Origin of the sequence: Corallococcus terminator (assembly GCF_049194865.1) — a bacterium.
Lineage (GTDB): Bacteria > Myxococcota > Myxococcia > Myxococcales > Myxococcaceae > Myxococcus > Myxococcus terminator_A.
In genome coordinates this window covers 95,528-112,313 of record NZ_JBLZWL010000029.1, presented here as the reverse complement: position 1 = coordinate 112,313, position 16,786 = coordinate 95,528, and the positions used below count along the sequence as shown (strand labels likewise).

At 64.3% G+C, this 16,786-nt stretch carries 11 protein-coding genes and 2 pseudogenes; 8 read left to right on the top strand and 5 right to left on the bottom strand.

Annotated features, from left to right (window positions below; translation table 11 throughout):
• Window positions 1–111 precede the first annotated feature (111 nt).
• From ACN469_RS11735 to ACN469_RS11725, 3 genes are all read left to right on the top strand, one after another.
• The gene (locus ACN469_RS11735) at window positions 112–2,073 is read left to right on the top strand and encodes a carboxypeptidase regulatory-like domain-containing protein (RefSeq protein ID WP_498767163.1); all 1,962 of its coding nucleotides are present in this window, start codon (window positions 112–114) and stop codon (window positions 2,071–2,073) included.
• Window positions 2,074–2,184: 111 nt separating this feature from the next.
• Window positions 2,185–2,463, top strand: a complete 279-nt coding sequence (locus ACN469_RS11730) for a hypothetical protein (protein WP_498767161.1) — start codon at window positions 2,185–2,187, stop codon at window positions 2,461–2,463.
• Window positions 2,464–2,511: 48 nt separating this feature from the next.
• Window positions 2,512–2,784: a hypothetical protein gene (locus ACN469_RS11725; protein ID WP_498767159.1), complete on the top strand. Its 273-nt coding sequence runs from the start codon at window positions 2,512–2,514 to the stop codon at window positions 2,782–2,784.
• A gap of 554 nt (window positions 2,785–3,338) precedes the next feature.
• On the opposite strand, the gene ACN469_RS11720 is transcribed toward ACN469_RS11725, so the two are convergent.
• Complete coding sequence (locus ACN469_RS11720) at window positions 3,339–4,526, bottom strand: RCC1 domain-containing protein (RefSeq protein ID WP_498767157.1); 1,188 nt, start codon at window positions 4,524–4,526, stop codon at window positions 3,339–3,341.
• Window positions 4,527–4,766: 240 nt separating this feature from the next.
• Between ACN469_RS11720 and ACN469_RS11715 the strand changes: the two genes are divergently transcribed.
• A complete protein-coding gene (locus ACN469_RS11715; protein WP_498767155.1) occupies window positions 4,767–5,924 on the top strand; it encodes an IS4 family transposase in 1,158 nt (385 codons plus the stop codon).
• Window positions 5,925–5,969: 45 nt separating this feature from the next.
• On the opposite strand, the gene ACN469_RS11710 is transcribed toward ACN469_RS11715, so the two are convergent.
• Together ACN469_RS11710 and ACN469_RS11705 are read right to left on the bottom strand one after the other, a co-directional pair.
• Entirely contained in the window at window positions 5,970–6,164 is a 195-nt protein-coding gene (locus tag ACN469_RS11710) for a hypothetical protein (RefSeq protein WP_498767153.1), read from the bottom strand.
• Between the two features lie 64 nt (window positions 6,165–6,228).
• Window positions 6,229–6,516 (bottom strand): annotated as a pseudogene (locus tag ACN469_RS11705) (IS3 family transposase); the annotation flags it as partial.
• A 47-nt stretch (window positions 6,517–6,563) separates the two neighbouring features.
• Between ACN469_RS11705 and ACN469_RS11700 the strand changes: the two are divergent.
• A complete protein-coding gene (locus ACN469_RS11700) occupies window positions 6,564–7,958 on the top strand; it encodes an IS30 family transposase (RefSeq protein WP_498765136.1) in 1,395 nt (464 codons plus the stop codon).
• A 7-nt stretch (window positions 7,959–7,965) separates the two neighbouring features.
• Here ACN469_RS11700 and ACN469_RS11695 read toward each other — a convergent pair.
• Window positions 7,966–8,870: pseudogene (locus tag ACN469_RS11695) on the bottom strand (IS3 family transposase); the annotation flags it as partial.
• 331 nt (window positions 8,871–9,201) lie between these two features.
• Between ACN469_RS11695 and ACN469_RS11690 the strand changes: the two are divergent.
• Together ACN469_RS11690 and ACN469_RS11685 are read left to right on the top strand one after the other, a co-directional pair.
• The gene (locus ACN469_RS11690; protein ID WP_498767152.1) at window positions 9,202–13,395 is read left to right on the top strand and encodes a HEAT repeat domain-containing protein; all 4,194 of its coding nucleotides are present in this window, start codon (window positions 9,202–9,204) and stop codon (window positions 13,393–13,395) included.
• A 26-nt stretch (window positions 13,396–13,421) separates the two neighbouring features.
• Window positions 13,422–13,547, top strand: coding sequence for a hypothetical protein (locus ACN469_RS11685; RefSeq protein WP_498767151.1), 126 nt, complete (start codon window positions 13,422–13,424; stop codon window positions 13,545–13,547).
• Between the two features lie 13 nt (window positions 13,548–13,560).
• Here ACN469_RS11685 and ACN469_RS11680 read toward each other — a convergent pair whose 3' ends face one another.
• Window positions 13,561–14,502 carry a hypothetical protein gene (locus ACN469_RS11680; RefSeq protein ID WP_498767150.1) on the bottom strand — a complete coding sequence of 314 codons (942 nt, stop codon included), beginning with the start codon at window positions 14,500–14,502 and terminating at the stop codon, window positions 13,561–13,563.
• Between the two features lie 494 nt (window positions 14,503–14,996).
• Here ACN469_RS11680 and ACN469_RS11675 point away from each other — a divergent pair, with 494 nt between their 5' ends.
• Entirely contained in the window at window positions 14,997–16,472 is a 1,476-nt protein-coding gene (locus tag ACN469_RS11675) for a ricin-type beta-trefoil lectin domain protein (RefSeq protein ID WP_498767149.1), read from the top strand.
• Window positions 16,473–16,786 lie beyond the last annotated feature (314 nt).

Genomic DNA, 16,786 nt, shown 5'->3' with positions numbered 1-16,786 from the left:
GCCAGGAGGAGGAAACTCGGCATTCTCCTGGCGCTCATCGCACGGTGTCGTGACTCACCAGCCGTGCCGATGGGGCTCCACACCTCCATGACACCAGCCAAAGAAGATGCCTTGTCAAAGCACCGACACCGCAGAGCTGCCGCCATCACCTTCCTGATGTTCGTGCTGACTCTTGCCCTCACGCTCGACTCCACGCGTTCTCCCGTGGATGCGTCGACACCTCTATCCGAGACAGCCGATCCCAGAACGCCACTCCCACTTCGTGCACCGCTGACACCAGAAGTGACCCTACAAATCGGAGATGCCTCGGTGTCTCGGCCCTCTATGTGGCTGCGGGGGCGGGTCGTCTCGGCGCGAACCGGGCTGGGCGTTCCCACCGCTATCATCGTCGTCCTACGTCAGGGCAGAGTCGAATCCCTCCAGAGCAACCGGGACGGCGATTTCGAGTTCGTGCCTTCGATACCGGGCGACTACGTCGTCGTTGGGGCGTCTCATCCTGACTTTCAGCCTTTCGCGCCCGCCCACGGGAACGACGGCGTGAACCTCCGATTTGAACCGGGGACCTCCTTCGCGAACTTCACGCTCGTGCTCGCCCCGCTGCTCTTCTGCGACGGCATTGTGAAAGACGAACAGGAGCGGCCGGTCCCGCACGCAAAGGTCCACTTCCTGTCCACAGGTCGATGGGACCCTGTGAGCGCGCCATCCCAGAGGACCTTCGAGGCCGATGAGACAGGCCACTTCCGCATCCCCTTGATTCCAGACGCACTGATTCAAGCGGAGTCCGGACAGGCCCACTCCAAGGTCGAGTGTCTGTGCCTCATCACCGAGTGCCCGCTCCGGCTCGACCTGAGTGATGAAACGCCTGCCGCGAACCTCCCCTACATCGAGGGCACGGTACTCGACACGCAGGGTGACCCCGTGCCGAACATCCGCGTCAGCGCCACATCGGCAGGCCTTCGACGAGCTCGGAAAGAGGGTGAAGCCCCCATCAATGACGGCGGCATCGACGAGGACCTGCTCAGCATGTTGCTGGAAATCGGGACTCGCGACGAAGCCATCACCGATGAAAGCGGCCACTTCGTGATCGGCCCGCTCTGGCACGAGCCATACGACGTCTTCATTTCTACAGCCCCAGAGACAGCGGTCACAGTGATGGCCGGAACCCAGGAACTCCTCCTCACGCTCCCTGAGACAGGACAGGCGCGGGGACATGTCTTCGCGCAGGAGGATGACAGCCCCGTTACCAGCTTCTCGCTCGTGGTCGAGAAGTTCCGCCCAAACGGAGCGCTTGCAGGCGGACTGCTCGGGGACAGATTTCGTCAGAGCAGCATGCTGCATGACGCATCGGGCTCCTTCGAGCTCCGTCAATTGATGCCTGGGGAGTATCGTGTTCAAGCGGCGGCGCTCGGCTTCTCCTCCGCCACTCAGACTGTCGCGGTACGCGCCGGAGATACGGCTCAACTGTCCTTTGCCCTGAAGCGGGCAAGTGCCGTCCGCGGTATCGTCACAGACGCGAAGACCGGGCGCCCATTGAGTGGCGCCATGGTCACCTCCTGGAGGTCCCCGTTACAAGGCGATTGGTCGGAGGCTGTTGCCATGGGCGCCATCAACACCCGACCCCTCCTGGCTCGCACCACCGTGGACGGCTCCTTCGAGCTGGCGTCGGGAGATGAACCACTCTGGATCAGCCACGAAGGCTACAACCCGTGGGTGCTTCGGGAGCGCGCACAAGCGGGACGCGCCCTGCATGTCATGCTCTCTCCCCTTGGGAGGGGACAAGCCCCGTTCGAGGAGTATGGAGGCGTGGGCATGGTCTACGAGCAAGCTCCTGGGCTCGACGACACGTGGCGGGTCGAGCGAGTGGTCCCAGGAAGCCCGGCGGAGCGATCAGGCATCAACGAAAGTGACATGCTCCTCGCCATTGATGATGTCTCCGCCATCGGCATGGACATGCTGGAGGTCGGCTCCCGCGTCCGGGGAGAGCCCGGGACCCAGGTTCGGCTGCGCCTCTCGACCGGTAGCGCAGGTCGTGAATATGAAGTCGTGCTCACGCGGACGCGCCTCCCGCAGTGACGGTTCCGAAATCGAGCTCTTCTCGACCAACGGGAACCTCCTTGTCACGCCACCCAGTCGCTCGACAACCGGGTGGGCAACGCGCGCCAATACAGTCCCGGCGGCTCCCGCATGACGGTGCGCATCCACGGCGAAGCGTCACGGGTCATGCTGTGCGTCCACAACGAGGGGCCCCTCATTCCCGACGACCCCAAGCAGCGGCTCTTCCGTCCACTCCAGCGGGCTCGGAAGCACGACGCCAACGCGGGGCGCAGCACCTGTCCGGGGCTCTTCTTGATGTCTCGCACACGGTGCGAAGCCATGACTTCAGACACACTGAAGGTTTCCATCCTGGAATGCCCGGCGCGCGTCGCGTCATCCATGGCGCTGTTTCGTCTGCCCATTCGATGACCTACGCTCGAAGCGCGGCAAACACGGAAACCCCATCAAGGAGCACACATGCGAGGCATTCTCGGAGGACTGCTGTCGGTCGCGCTGCTGACGGGCTGTGGCGGAATGGAGCAGGTCGAGGCGGAAACGGCTGCCGCTCCCACTGAAGGCAATGACGTGTCGGCGATGAGCCTCTGTCCGACCAATTACCTCCTCAAGTACTACGACTCGACCTACACCACCCTCATGGGCTCGGTGGAGTGTGAGTGTGGCTCGGAGCCCATCTTCCGGGGAGAGATCACGCCCTATTACAAGAAGTACACGCTGAACGTCTGCCCCTGAGCGACGACTGGTCCGCTCCCTGTGACGGAGCGGACCAGTCGCACGCGGGGGTCGACCGACGTTCTCAGCCGTGGCCCCAAGGTGCGCGCCAGTGACCAGGTCGGCTCACGGAAGGGCGGTGGGGACCACGCAGATATGGACCGAGGCGGAGCGGACGCCGCCCAGCAGGTCGCTCGCCGTCATGGTGACGAGGTAGTTGTTGCAGGGCGCAGCCGGGAGCTCTCCGCGGCGGAAGCCTGGCTCCCGATGACCAGCTGGACCGAGCCGGAGGACGACGCCTCCGGACCACAGCCGGCGACGAGCGCCAGCGCCGAGGCAAGGACAGACAGAGCTTGCAATGCACGCATGGGCTGTTCCTTCTCGCGCAGGCGGAGACTCGCCTGACAGGCCGCGAGAGCAACAGGGTGCATCAGCAGCAAGGCAGGCAGAATGGGGGGAGAACACTGACACCGACCCCTGGGGCCGGCGAGACACCCATTGCAGGCTCCCCCCGGCGTCAAGCCGAGGGAAGTCGTACTCGTACAGCACTGAATCCCGTCCAACTCGGACCAGGGTCAATTCCCCAGGATCCACACGGGTGACCAGTGATCTTCTCCCGTTCCAGTACCCAGGACTCCTCCCTCGTTGCTGCCCCAAGCCCACACATTGCCGTCCGAGCGCCTCGCGAGCGAGAAGTTCGCGCCCGCGACGACCATGCTGATGTCATCAAGGGCGGAGACCTGCACAGGCGTGGAGCGAATGACGTTGCGGCCGTCGCCGAGGCGCCCATTTCCACCGTGGCCCCAGGCCTCGACAGTCCCGTTGGAGATCCGTGCGAGCGAATGGACAAGGCCCGAGGAGATGGAGGTGACCCCGCTGAGTTGGGTCACCACCACGGGCTGGTATCGGTCGATGAGGGTCCCATCGCCGAGTTGGCCGTAGAGATTGCGACCCCATGCGCGGACGGTGCCATCGACGAGCAGCGCGAGCGAGAAGTGGCCGCCCGCGGCCACCGCGACGACATGACCGAGACCAGGAACGGTCACGGGCTCGAGTCGAGGAATGGTGGTGCCATCACCCAACGAGCCATCGACGTTCTCACCCCATGCGCGGACGGTGCCATCGGCGAGCAACGCAAGCGAGTGAGTAGAGCCAGCGGCCAACGCGACGACACCGGAGAGCCCGTTCACGCGCCTGGGGATGAGCCGGGTGTCGGTGGTGCCATCGCCCAGTTGACCATGCGTATTGCGCCCCCAAGACCAGACGGTGCCATCCCCCAGCAACGCAAGCGAGTAGCCGTTGTTGGCGGCCATCGAGCGGACATTGGCGAGGTTGGGAACCAGGATGGGCTGGGGTCGGTCCACCCGGGTTCCATCTCCCAGTTCACCAAAGACGTTGCGCCCCCAGGCGCGGACGGTGCCGTCAGTCATCAGTGCCAATGAGTGATAGAACCCAGCGGTCAACGAGACGACACCAGGGAGCCCTGACGGTGGAACGGGTACGGGCGTTGGCCGGTCGTCCGTGGTGCCATCGCCCAACTTGCCATGGGTGTTCGAGCCCCAGGCCAGGATGGTGCCATCGGCGAGCAGCGCGAACGAGTGATAGAGGGCGGAGAGGTGGACGACGGGACTGACGTTCAACCGCTGCGTCGACGTGGTCGCGCCTGGGAGGTCCGTCCGCCCTTCATCGAGGCCACATCCCATCAGCGCCACCATGGCGCCCAGACACATGCACAGCGATTGGCTTCTGGCTATCCGGCTCATGAGGGCCCCCTTGTCCACGATGTTCCAAACTCTCGAAAGACTGTCAGAATCCTATCATACCAGAGGTCCGCTTCGGAGCCCCGTGCGCCCGGCCCAAGATGAGAGCCAGCCTTCGCCCCGACGGGCCGACATTGCCGCCAAGCACCGCTGAAGGATCCCCTCATTTAGCGAGTTGATCCTCAGTCGCCTGCTTGGCTGGCGCGTGCGCCAAGGCAGTGGCGCGGTGCAGAAGACGCAGCCATGCTGGAGCGCAAGGTGGCCCTCAACGAAGAGCAGGTGCGGACCTTCCTCGAAGGACTCTTCGAGGAGGACCTGCACGCCAGACGAGTGCTGTCGCTTTCGTACGCGACACTGGGCGCGGTGCATGCGGCCTCGCTGTCGGTGCATGCCATCGGACAGGCGCTGGCCTGGGCGCGCGGAGGCGTGGAGAAGCATGGCATCAAGCAGGTGGACCGGCTGCTCTCCAATGAGGGCGTAGACGTCTGGAAGCTGTTGCCCTCCTGGGTGGCTTTCGTCCTGGCGGAGCGGACCGAGGCGCTGGTGGCGCTCGACTGGACGGACTTCGATGCGGACGGGCACACAACGCTGGTCGCCAGCCTTGTCACCACCCACGGCCGCTCCACGCCCCTGCTGTGGATGACGCTTCAGAAGAGCGTGCTGAAGGGCAACCGAGCCGAAGCCGAGGACACCCTGCTGCTCCACCTGAAGCACTGCGTGCCCGAGGGCGTGAAGGTGACAGTGCTGGCCGACAGAGGGTTCGCGGACAGCAAGCTGTATGCGCTGCTGGGCGAGCTGGGCTTTGACTACGTAGTGCGCTTCCGCCAGGACGTGCGGGTGGAAACGGCCCAGGGCCAGCAGCAGCCCGCCTCGGGATGGATGCCGGCCTCCGGCCATGCCAAGAAACTGGAGCGCGTGCGCGTCACCGCCGACAGGGCGCCCGTGCCCGCCGTGGTGCTGGTGCACCAGAAAGGCATGAAGGAGTCGTGGTGTCTGGCCACCAGCCTTGCTGACGGCAGCGCGCGCGAAACGGTGACGCTCTACGGCCGCCGCTTCACCTGTGAAGAGACGTTCCGAGACATCAAGGACCTGCGCTTCGGCATGGGCCTGTCCGAACTGCGCGTGAAGAGTCCGGAGCGCCGTGACAGGCTGCTGTTGGTGAGCGCCCTGGCCCAGGCGTTGCTGACGCTGCTGGGCGCCGCGGGCGAAAGTTTGGGCATGGAGAAGGGCCTGAAGGCCAACACGGTGAAGACGCGCACCTACTCCCTCTTTCGCCAGGGCTGCATGTACTACCAGGCCATGCCCATGATGAAGGAGGAGCGGCTGCTGCCCCTCGTGCAACGCTTCTCCGAGCTCCTTCACTCACACCACGTCTTCCGTGAAGCCTTCGGTTTCATATGAGGGGATAGCTCAGCAAGCACCGGGCAGCACGAGAATCCTCCCGCGTCAGGAGTTGTCGGAGATGGGGGTGTCCGCGAAGCGCACCTGCTGGAGGGCATCCTCGACCATCAGGTCATAGGTGTACTTGTGCTCCGTCGCGTTGAAGGCCGCCGTGGTGGCCGGGTGCTTCCAGTTCTTCCCTTCGTCCAGGCTGACCTGGATGGCCCCAGCCCGCTGCGGAGCAGTCCCGGGTGCCTTCACGCCAGCGAAGACGAACTCGGGGTCGAACCTGACTGGGCGTGGCCCGGTTCCGTAGACAGGTTGGTTACGCTGCCATCCTCTTCGTTGTGGACACTCGCTCGAACTCGACTGGGCTGATGTAGCCCAGGGAGGAATGACGCCGCTTCCGGTTGTAGAACACCTCCATGTACTCGAACAACGCTCGCTTTGCTTCCTCACGTGTCTTGAAGTGGGTGACGTAGACGAGCTCCAGCTTCAGCGTGGAGAAGAAGCTCTCGGCCACCGCGTTGTCCCAGCAGTTGCCCTTGCGCGACATGCTGCACGCGATGCCGCGCTCCTCGAGCAGCCGGCGGTAGTCCTCGCTCGCGTACTGCTTGGGTTCAAGGGGTCGTCGCAACACTCCAAGAAGGAGATGTCGCGATGGGCACAAGAGGACGTCGACGCGCGGAGCGGGCCGGGCGCACACGGATGTCGTCGCCCGGTCGTCCACCGGTGGGCAGGCGTGAGCATCGAGAGCGCTTTTGGGCGGCCATCGCCCGAGGTCTTTCGAGTGAGGATGCAGGGTCAGCAGCCGGCGTGTCACCGGTGGTCGGGACGCGCTGGTTTCGCGAGAGTGGCGGAATGCCGCCGTTTCGCCTGGCCAAGCTGTCGCAGCGCTACCTGTCGTTCGCTGAGCGCGAAGACATCGCTGTCTTGCACGCCCAGGGGTGCGGAGTACGCCACATCGCGCAGCAAATCGGCCGCTCGCCATCGACGGTATCGCGAGAGCTGCGCCGCAACGCTGCGACCCGGGGCGGCGCCTTGCAATACCGCGCCACCGCCGCCCAATGGCACGCTGACCGACGCGCCCGGCGCCCCAAAGCAGCGAAACTCGCGGTGAACGACAAGCTGCGTCGGTACGTACAGGATGGCCTCGCTGGCACGCTCTGCGCCGCCAATGGGGTAGCCGTGCCAGGCCCGACTGTGGGCTGGAAAGGCCGACGGCATGGTCGCAGGCAGGACCGGCGCTGGGTGACGGCGTGGAGCCCGCAGCAAATCGCCAACCGACTCCAGGTCGACTTCCCGCAGGAGTCCTCCATGCGCATCTCCCACGAGGCCATCTACCAAGCGCTCTACGTGCAGGGCCGCGGCGCACTCCGGCGTGAGCTGGCTGCGTGCCTGCGGACGGGCCGGGCCCTGCGGGTACCCAGGGGGCGCACCAAGAGGCGCGGCAAACACTTCGTCAGCCCAGACGTCATGCTTCGTGAGCGGCCTGCCGAGGCAGATGCCCGCGAGGTGCCGGGGCACTGGGAGGGCGACCTCATCGTCGGTTTGGGCAGCTCGGCCATTGGCACCCTGGTGGAGCGCACCACCCGCTTCACAATGCTGCTGCATCTGCCCCGAATGGACACCTACGGTCAGCCCCGGGTGAAGAACGGCCCTGCGCTCGCTGGACACGGCGCCCTGGCAGTTCGCGACGCAATTACAGCATCCATCATCACGCTGCCCGAACAGCTTCGCCGCTCACTGACCTGGGACCAGGGCGCCGAGATGGCGCAACACGCCCAGTTGCGCATCGACACCGGCCTGGCCGTCTACTTCTGCGACCCGCACAGCCCATGGCAGCGCGGCACGAACGAGAACACCAATGGGCTGCTGCGCCAGTACTTCCCCAAGGGCACAGACCTGGCCAGGCACTCGAGCCGCGCCCTCGCCGCTGTCGCCGCAGCGCTCAACAGACGCCCTCGCAAAGCACTCGGATGGAAAACACCTGCTGAAGCCTTCAACGAGCACCTATACTCATTGCAGTCCAACAGCGTTGCGACGACCGATTGAATCCGCCCTGGCTGCCGCGGTCCGAGTGGTGCAACTCGGGCGCGGGGCGGCCGAGCAACGCCATGTCGAGCGCGCGCAGGACGAGGCCCCGGTCGATTTTCTCGCCCATCGCCCAGCCCACCACCTTGCGGCTGAAGAGGTCCAACAGTACGGCCAGGTACAACCAGCCCTCGTCAGTCCAGACGTAGGTGATATCGCCGGCCCACGTGCGGTTGGGCCCGTCGGGCAGGAAGTTCCTCTCCAGCGTGTTCGGCGCCACCGGGTGGCTGTGGGCTGAGTCGGTGGTCCGCACGAAGCGACGCGGGACGCGAGCGCGCACGCCGGCCTGGCGCATCAGGCGAGCCACCCGCTTGCGGGCCACGCGTCGGCCACGCGCCTTCAGCTCCGCGTGCACGCGAGGAGCGCCGTATGTGCCTCGGCTCTCCTGGTGCACGGCGACCACTTCAACGCTGAGGGCCCTGTCACTCCTCTTGCGCTCGGACTCGGGCCGTTTCGCCCAGGCGTAGTAGCCGCTGCGGGAGACGCTCAGGTGACGACAGAGGGAGGAGACCGGAAAGAGGGCCTTCTTCGCGTGGATGAAGGAGAACTTCACTTCATCTCCTTCGCGAAGAAGGCCGCTGCATTTTTTAGTATCTCCCGCTCCAGCCGCAGCTCGCGGTTCTCCTTGCGCAGCCGAGCCAGTTCCTCGCGTTCCGCTGTCGTCAACGCACCGGGCTTGCCCTCGCCCCTGTCCGTCTTCGTCTGCGCCACCCACAGCCGCAGTGCCGACTCCGTCAGGTCCAGGTCGCGGGCGACTTGCGGGAAGGACTTGCCCTCCACCAGCACCAGCTTCACCGCCCCGGCCTTGAACTCCGCCGAGAACTCACGGCGCGGCCTCCGGGGCTTCTTCTGCTTCTCCTCGTTCGCGGACATCCCGTCCTCCTTCCATCACATCTCGGGTGTCCACGGAACTGGGCTACTCCCAGCCTTATGCAAGCGGGTGGAGCAGGCCAAGGTTGAACGGACTCGACGAAACTGCAGCAACTCCCACTCACGCGAGATCCACCTTTACGCTCACTGCCCTTCCACTCCAGTCATCGCCTTCAAACCGGACTCCCAACTCACTATGCTGCGAGGAGCCATGACGTTCTCACATGACCCTACACCACCAAGGGCGAGCAAGTCCGCGCCTCCCGCGACTGGGGCGACACGAGCCTACGCCGGGTACGAGTATCAACTGCTCGTCAGCCTCTGGAGCGCGTTGGTGCTGATCTTCGAAGAGAAGAGCGCGGAGCAGATCGAGATTGAGCCAGCTTCCCAGGAGGACATCGAGGCGGACCTCGACGTGCCTTTAGAGAATGCGTCAGCCGTGATTGAGGTCACTCGGCGGCTGGTTCTCCAAGTCAAGTTACACTCCTCCGCTCCCTGGTCCGTGTCCGAGTTTGAGCAAGTGCTGAAGGGACAGGACTCCTCGGGTGGAAACCGTAAGTCTGCGCTGCAGCGATTGATAGACGACCCGGGACATCGCTATGTCCTAATTACGGATGCCCAGTTGCCCCGAGCGCTCCAGGGATTCCGCATCGAGAGCCTCATGGCAGAGGCGCCAGCCCCGTTGCTCTCTAAGAAGATTCGATTGCCAACCGGTGTGGAGCGTGCGGCGCTCTCCCGAAGGATTGGCATTCTGGACCTGCAGCACTCCGAGCGGGTGGCAGCGCAGATCCACACGCTCCTCGCGCAACGGCTCTTCGTGCCTCTCACACGGGTGGAGGTTTGCAAGGAGCGACTCATGGAGCGGGCTCGTGCCAAGCTCCTGAACCGTGCGCCACGGCAATGGACACGTGGGGAGATTCTTCAAACCGCCGAGTCATTCGGTGGGAACCCGATGGTCAGCAGCGAACTCCGCACGTTCGTTCCTCCGGGGAACTACGCGAACCTTCAGCACAGGCTGGAGATAGGCCATGCGCTCGTTCTTCAAGGGCCACCTGGCGCCGGCAAGACGCAGGTTCTTGAGAAGCTGAAGCATGAGTACCGGACGAGGAGGGAGCCATTCGAGGTCCCTGCTTCATCATCCCTTCGGACACCTGGTGAGTTGCGGGAGGTATTGCAACGCGCAGGGCGCATCTTCATCGCGATAGAGGATCCCTGGGGCAAGTTTCAAAGGGAATCGGGGGCCGACCGTTGGGTCAGCGACCTCTACTCGCTCCTGAAGCTCGCGGGCCCAGACAAGAAGATCGTGATCACGACGCGAGAGGCCATCCTCCACGAGACAGGCAAGTATTCGACCGAGATGGTCCAGCGGTTCGTGGAGTCTCTAACCTACGAGCACTACGACTACAACGCACGTCGACGTATTTTCGATAACAAGCTTGCAAGCGCACACCCCTGGCAACGCGAGCTAGTCATTGGGTTTGAGCAACACATCCTCGACACGCTCTTGGCACCGCTGTCGATTGATCGATTCGTCGACAAGATAAAAGGACTCAAACGAGACAGTGATTTCGCGCTCACAAGAATGCTAAAGGAGTGCTCCGTCGATCACCTGGCGCATCACTTCATTGAGGAGTTGCAGGGTCTCGGCTGGAACGAGACACCAGTATCGGCCGCCATCGCTCTTTGGGGGCTCCTCTCGCTCTCCCAGGAGTCGACTTTCAGCGCGGAGGACTCGACCGAGTGGAGAAGACTCCTGAAGGGATGTACTCGCGCGCCGATGCCCTGGGATAAGTTCATCCAATGGATGGTGGCGGGCAGTTGGTTGACTCACGAGATGGGTCAATACAGTGCCCACTCCACCACAATAGAGGGACTTGAGCGCCTCCTCTCCGACGAGCGGGACCACGCCGAAGAGGTATTGGAGGGGCTCCTATCAAGCCTTGTCGACGCGAAACGACTGGACGATGGCTACAGCCTGTATCGCCGTGTTCCAGAAGACATCATCCGGACTCCTACAGCGATACAAGCGGCATTTCGCGATCACTTCCGGGCCCGACTCGTGGCAGTGGACCGTGCGCGATTTCAGAGCATGTTCTACATCGCCAACGAACTCTGCGATGGCGAGGACACCCCTGTGTCTTTGCTCGTAGATGGAATTGCTGGCTCCATGCGCCGCCGATCGGAACAGTGGTTCACGATAGGCTCCTTCATTCCGCCGGTCTGGACCGCAGCGCAAACAGCCTTGGTCCATATCTCCGGGGAGGCCCGGGAAGTTGCGACACGTTACATCAGGTGGTTGCTCCCTTTCAGTCTTCACAAGTGTGCGGGCGCATTGGCCTCGTGGCTATGGAGCCTTGGCTGGGACCTGACTGAGGACTTCCGGCGAGCAGTCCATACAGGACTCAGCTCCCCTGGAGGAGCTGACGGCCTGGGAGAGGCCATTCATGGCTTCCTGATGGGCAAGGAACCCGCGCACGAAAAATTGCTGGAGGCCCTCCTGCGGGCCTGGGATGTCGCGGACCAAGCGGACGAGAACGCAAGTGCATCCATCCGCCATAAGGCTCAGCAAAAGATGACGAGCGAATTCGATGCTGATGTCTGGATGGACGCAAGCGCCGAAATCCACGTCGTGAGCGATGCGCTCACTGCGGCAGTGATGGAGCGCAGGCATCTGCAGGGCTATCAATGGTTGCTGGCTCATCCCCGGCGAAATGCTCTGTTGGGCTATTGGCGGAGCGCCCTCACCGCGCAACTTCCACGCATCATCTACTCTGAACTGGATGATGAGGAGAGAGAGGACGAGCGGGAGCAGATGGAGCAGGAACTGGTGGAGAGGGCGCAGATCAAGCGGGCACATGTGCAACCCGTAACAGCAGAGGAATTGCGTGCCTTCTACCATTGCTGCATGCCCGATAATGCCTGGGCACTTTGGACCTTGGTCAAGCATTTTCAGGTACCCGAACTCGTTCCGGAGTTGCTCGAAACGCTGGTCGCCGGTCCACCAAGATACATGGACAAGTGCCTGGATGCGCTCTGTTCACTGGCGACCACGAACGACTTTCCCGAACAATTGGATGCCGCCCTGAAGCGGGCTTCGAGCACCCGCCGCGACGCCATCCTCTTTCTAGACCAAATGTACGACTGGGACAGCGTGACCCACTCCGACTCGGCATGGGTCGTCAGCCAAGCGCTCGATGCGACGTTATCGTCACCGGCGATGCCCGCACTCGTCGCCTGTCGCCAAGTGGAGGAGAAAGGCGAGCCCTCACCCGTGGTGCTTGCCAAACTCGCTCCCGAGCATCGACACGCGTTGTGGGAGTGGTCCCGTGAAATGGAGTCTCGGCTCGGACGTGTCGCGCTCGTGGTGCTCGCGGCATTAGGAGAGAACGTCACAACGGAAGCCCAAATGGCGCTTCAGTCCGGGGAAACACCGCTCCGGATGGTCGCGCTCAAAGCGCTCGGATGGAGCCGCGAGCCGAGGGCTCGCGCAAGCCTGCTGCGAGCGCTCGCCGACGAACACTACGAGTGCCGACTGCTCGCGATCCGAGGACTCACTCCAGATGCGAACGAAGCCGAGCGACAGGCCATCACCGCACTCACTCAGGATGGAAGCGCACCCGTTCGAGAGGCTAGCGTCCAGGCCATCCTCGCGGGCCGATGGACGGAGGGACTTCAGTCCCTCTGCGCCCTGCTCTTTGACTCGCGCAATAGGAACTACGGGGAGTCTGACAGGAACGTCGACCACCACGTTGCCCGCGCCGCGAGCAGCGCTCTGGCGGCATTCCAACCACTACCCATGGAGATTGTCAGTTCCCTGCTGATGTTCTTGAGCGATGGCCTCACAGCTAACGTTGACGTCCACGTTCACGAGCAGATCCTCCAGTTGTTGACGCCTATGCCCCTTCCCGCCCTTCCGAACGTCCTGACGGAGCTTCTGAAGGATCTCGCCCAGAATCCTGGCAAAGGTCAGGCCCCCCTGCGCTTCGACGGCCGATCCCAGGGCGTGAACCCTAACGTGCTCGAACTCCGATCCGTCGCGATGTGGAGTCTCGTTGAGCACCTTGAATACCAGCCTACGGCCAGGGCAACCGTGGACCTGGAGCCGCTTCTTTCCATGTCCAACCACCCGCGCGAGCGATTAGCCATCCCAGCGTGGTCGGGGCTGGCAGTCATCGGTGAGCGAGCCTGGAACGCCTGCTATGAACTCCTGACCACCCGAGAGGAGCACACCGAGGAGCAGATTGCCCTGCTGGTACTCATATCGACGAGGTTCGGATATCGAGTGCGCCAGAGCCCCATCGCTGGACTAATGCCGGAAGGCGCTCCTCTCTGGAAAGTGGCGGAGTGGTTAGCCCTTACGGAGCCTGCACTGCTTCTGGAGTGGAATACGCGTTGGGCACAGGCGCCCGCAGTCCTCGATTGGTTAAAGGCGCTCGGAAGAGGCAACGCGTGGCGAAAATACGTCTGTGCATGGCTGGGGCACCAATTCGGAGGTCCTTTTATCGAGAGCTTGAAATCTCAGCCCTGAAAATCCAAAACTTTCGTGACGTTGAGGTGTTGAAGGCTCACGCGGCCCAGACGCGCGTCATCCACGTCCTCCACCCGCCCGACCGCTACCTGCCCTCACGCATCCGCGTGTTCCTCGACTTCGTCGCCACGCGCTTCCCACCGGCGCGGTGAAGCGCGGCGCGGCCTAGCGCGTGTTCAACGCGGCGTTCAGCGCCTCCGCCGCCGCGACGGCCCAGCGCTGGCCGATGGCGACATAGCCGGGCGCGTGGATGAAGGGCGGAAGTTCCTCCCGGGACCTGCGGTCGTGGTCCATGTTCAAGGGCATGGCATCCTGCGAGGCCCTCGCCAGCCGCACCGCCCGCCACGACGCGCCCGCGGCCTCCAGGACCCGCAGGTAGTCGTCCCGCTCCAGCCAGCGCGCGGCATTCTCCAGGAAGACGGGCCGCATCGCCCGCGTCGCCGGTTGGACGGGGTGCTCCTGCTTGGCCCGCCGGCGATATTCCTTCAGCTCCTCCTGGCGCAGCGCGATGAGCCGCTCCCGGAAGGAGTCCTCCGTGTCCTCCATGAGCTCCAACGTGGCGCGCCCTTGCTTCGCATAGAACATGTCCGTCGCGTCATCCGCTCGGGCCCTGGCTTCCACGAACGCGACGTAGTCTCGGGTGGCCGCAAGCAGCGCCCGCTCCGCCTCTTCCAGGGGTTTTATCGTCGCCGGCCGTGACTCCTCCGGCACCACGACGAAGCACTCCTCATAGGGCCCGCTCAGGCCTCGCGGGTCGAGGCTCGAGTGCTTGTAGCGGTACCAGACGACGCGCTCCGGGAAGACGAGGGCGAGCTCCGGCAACGGGGGCTGTCGCGGTGGCGGCGTGTGGAGCGCCCAGTCCCCCGGGTCGACGGTGCTCAGCGTCCGGATCGCTTGCAGGCCTCGCGCCCGCTGGCGCTCCAGCCACGCGTAGAACGAGGGCTCGAAATCCCCATCGAATGCAAAGCCGCGAAAGACATCCCGCTCCCCCCTCGCCGCGCCCACCCACGGGTCGTCGAGCACCGACGCCCGCAGGTCGAGCCCACCGAGCCGCGCATTTCCGACGATGACGGCCTGCCATGCATAGAGGTGGACCAAAATGAGCATTCCCCTACCCTCCCGAGCCCTCACGCCGCTGGCAAGTCCCCACGCGCCGTACGGTTCCGCCGGCTGCGCGCCTGCCTGTGCGGCGAGTCACGGCTCACTGGATGAACCTCCTTAAAGCAAGCATTGCCAAGGCCTCCTCCCCTGGACGCAACCGCGAGGAGGCCTCTCAGGTACAGCCAATCCCAGACGGCGCGACTTCCACACCGCACCCCACCCGCTGCGTCATCGTGAATCAGTGGGGTGGTACGAAACCCAGGTGACACCGCGGCACCAGCCCAGCAACAACCCCACGCTGTAAACACGCACCTGGACCTCGCTCGATGCGGATGTGGTGAGCATGCCCCCGCTGTCGGTGACCTACACCACCGGCATTGGCACTCCGTTCCAGAACCCGTGGGAGCCAAGGATTGGGACGGTGCGCGTTCCTGACAGCACGAAGCCCCGGCGCTCCGGCCGTTTTCCTGGCAGCGCTTCGGGGATTGAGAGGGACGGACATGTTGCGTCAAATGGCGGGAGTGATGGCCTTGCTGCTGGTGGGCTGTGGCACGGAGTCCGAGGTCAGGGAGGACACGTCCCTGCAGTCACGGCGAGAAGGCATCATCGTGGGTGGCAATGACCTCATCCCGGTGGCGGCGGATGGCTCGAACATCCCGGCGAAGTACCGCCCGCTGCTGGATGCCTTCGGCCTGTTGCAGTTCGCCTCGGGGGGCTCCTGCACCGCGACCCACCTGGGCAACGGCGTGGTGATGACGGCAGGCCACTGTTTCGCCGCGGGCTCCGGCGAACAGTCGAACATCGCATGTCCCGCGAACACGACCGTCGCCTGGGGAAAGCGCGCGGGGACAGGCCCCAACCTGATCTCGCTCTGTACCCGCATCCTGGCGATGCGGAACTCGACCGCCTGGGACTACGCCTTCATCGAGGTGAGCCCGCCGCCCTCCGCGGCGGTGGGGTTCCAGTCCAACGCGGGCGGTGTCGGCAATCCGGTCGGCTCCTCTGGAACCATCTTCAGTCACCCCCAGGGCAGGGACCTCGAGTGGTCGCAGACGTGCTACATCCCTCCTCTCGCCGCCGGCTTCCTCCACTCCTGCGATACGGAGTCTGGAAGCAGCGGTGCCGCGATGATTGAAGACGACTCGCTGCAGGTGGTCGGGTTGAACCACTCGAACAATGGCATCCACAACCAGGGCATCTATCTGGACCACACCTCCATCGGGTGGCTCTGGCGGGCGCACCGGCCCACCGGGGAGCTGAAGGCGTGGGGCGGCAAGTGCCTGGACGCGCAGGGCGGCGGCACCGCGAACGGCACCCCGTTCCAGCTCCACTCGTGCAACGGTTCCTCGGCGCAGACGTTCCGGAGGGAAGGGCTGGCCTTCGTCGGCAACGCGGGCAAGTGTCTGGACGCGCCCTCCGCGACAGTCGGCGCGACGACCCGGCTCTTCGACTGCTTGGGGAGTGGAAGCCAGCAGTGGCGGATGGAGAACGTGGAGCTTCGCCACATCTCCGGCAAGTGCGTTGACGTCCCCTATGCGTATGACGGCTCGGGGACCTGGCTCTTCGACTGCTGGGGGGGCCCCAACCAGAAGTGGACGGTGACGGATTCGGGCCTCATCCGCGCGCCGGATGGCCGGTGTCTGGATGTGCCGTGGAGCACCGCGAATGGCACGCCGGTGTGGGCCTATGCCTGCCATGGCGGCGCGAACCAGCGGTGGACGTTCAACCCGGGCGGGGAGATTCGCAGCCTTGGCGGGAAGTGTCTGGACCTCGCCGATGGGGATACCACCAACCGCACCCCCTTCCGGCTCTGGGACTGCAATGGCTCATCCGCGCAGAAGTTCCATCTGCGCGGGGAGATTCGGGGGCCGGGCGGACTCTGCCTCGACAACCCCTGGAGCACGTCCGACGGGACGCTGCCGCTCGTGTGGACCTGCCACGGGGGTGACAACCAGAAGTGGGAGCATCGCTGGTAGAGCGCGAACAGCTCACCAGACTCCCGGTGAGCGTCAAGGTAGATGTCGCGTGTCGGGATGAACCACGCCCGGGAGGCGCCCACCCGTAACGACACGTTCCCAAGCGTCGAGTCCGCGACCGAGCCGCCTCTATCGCTCGTCGCGAAGAGGCCCCCGTCGACCCGGGCGCGACGCCAGTCGCGTACTCCAGGAACGCGCCCCGCGTTCCCCGAGGACGCAAGTCCGCATCGACCAACCCTGTCATTTCAAGGCCTTCGCGCATGGCATGTCAATTGCCATACCCGTTCACAGCCAGGACATTCCGCCGCACTTCT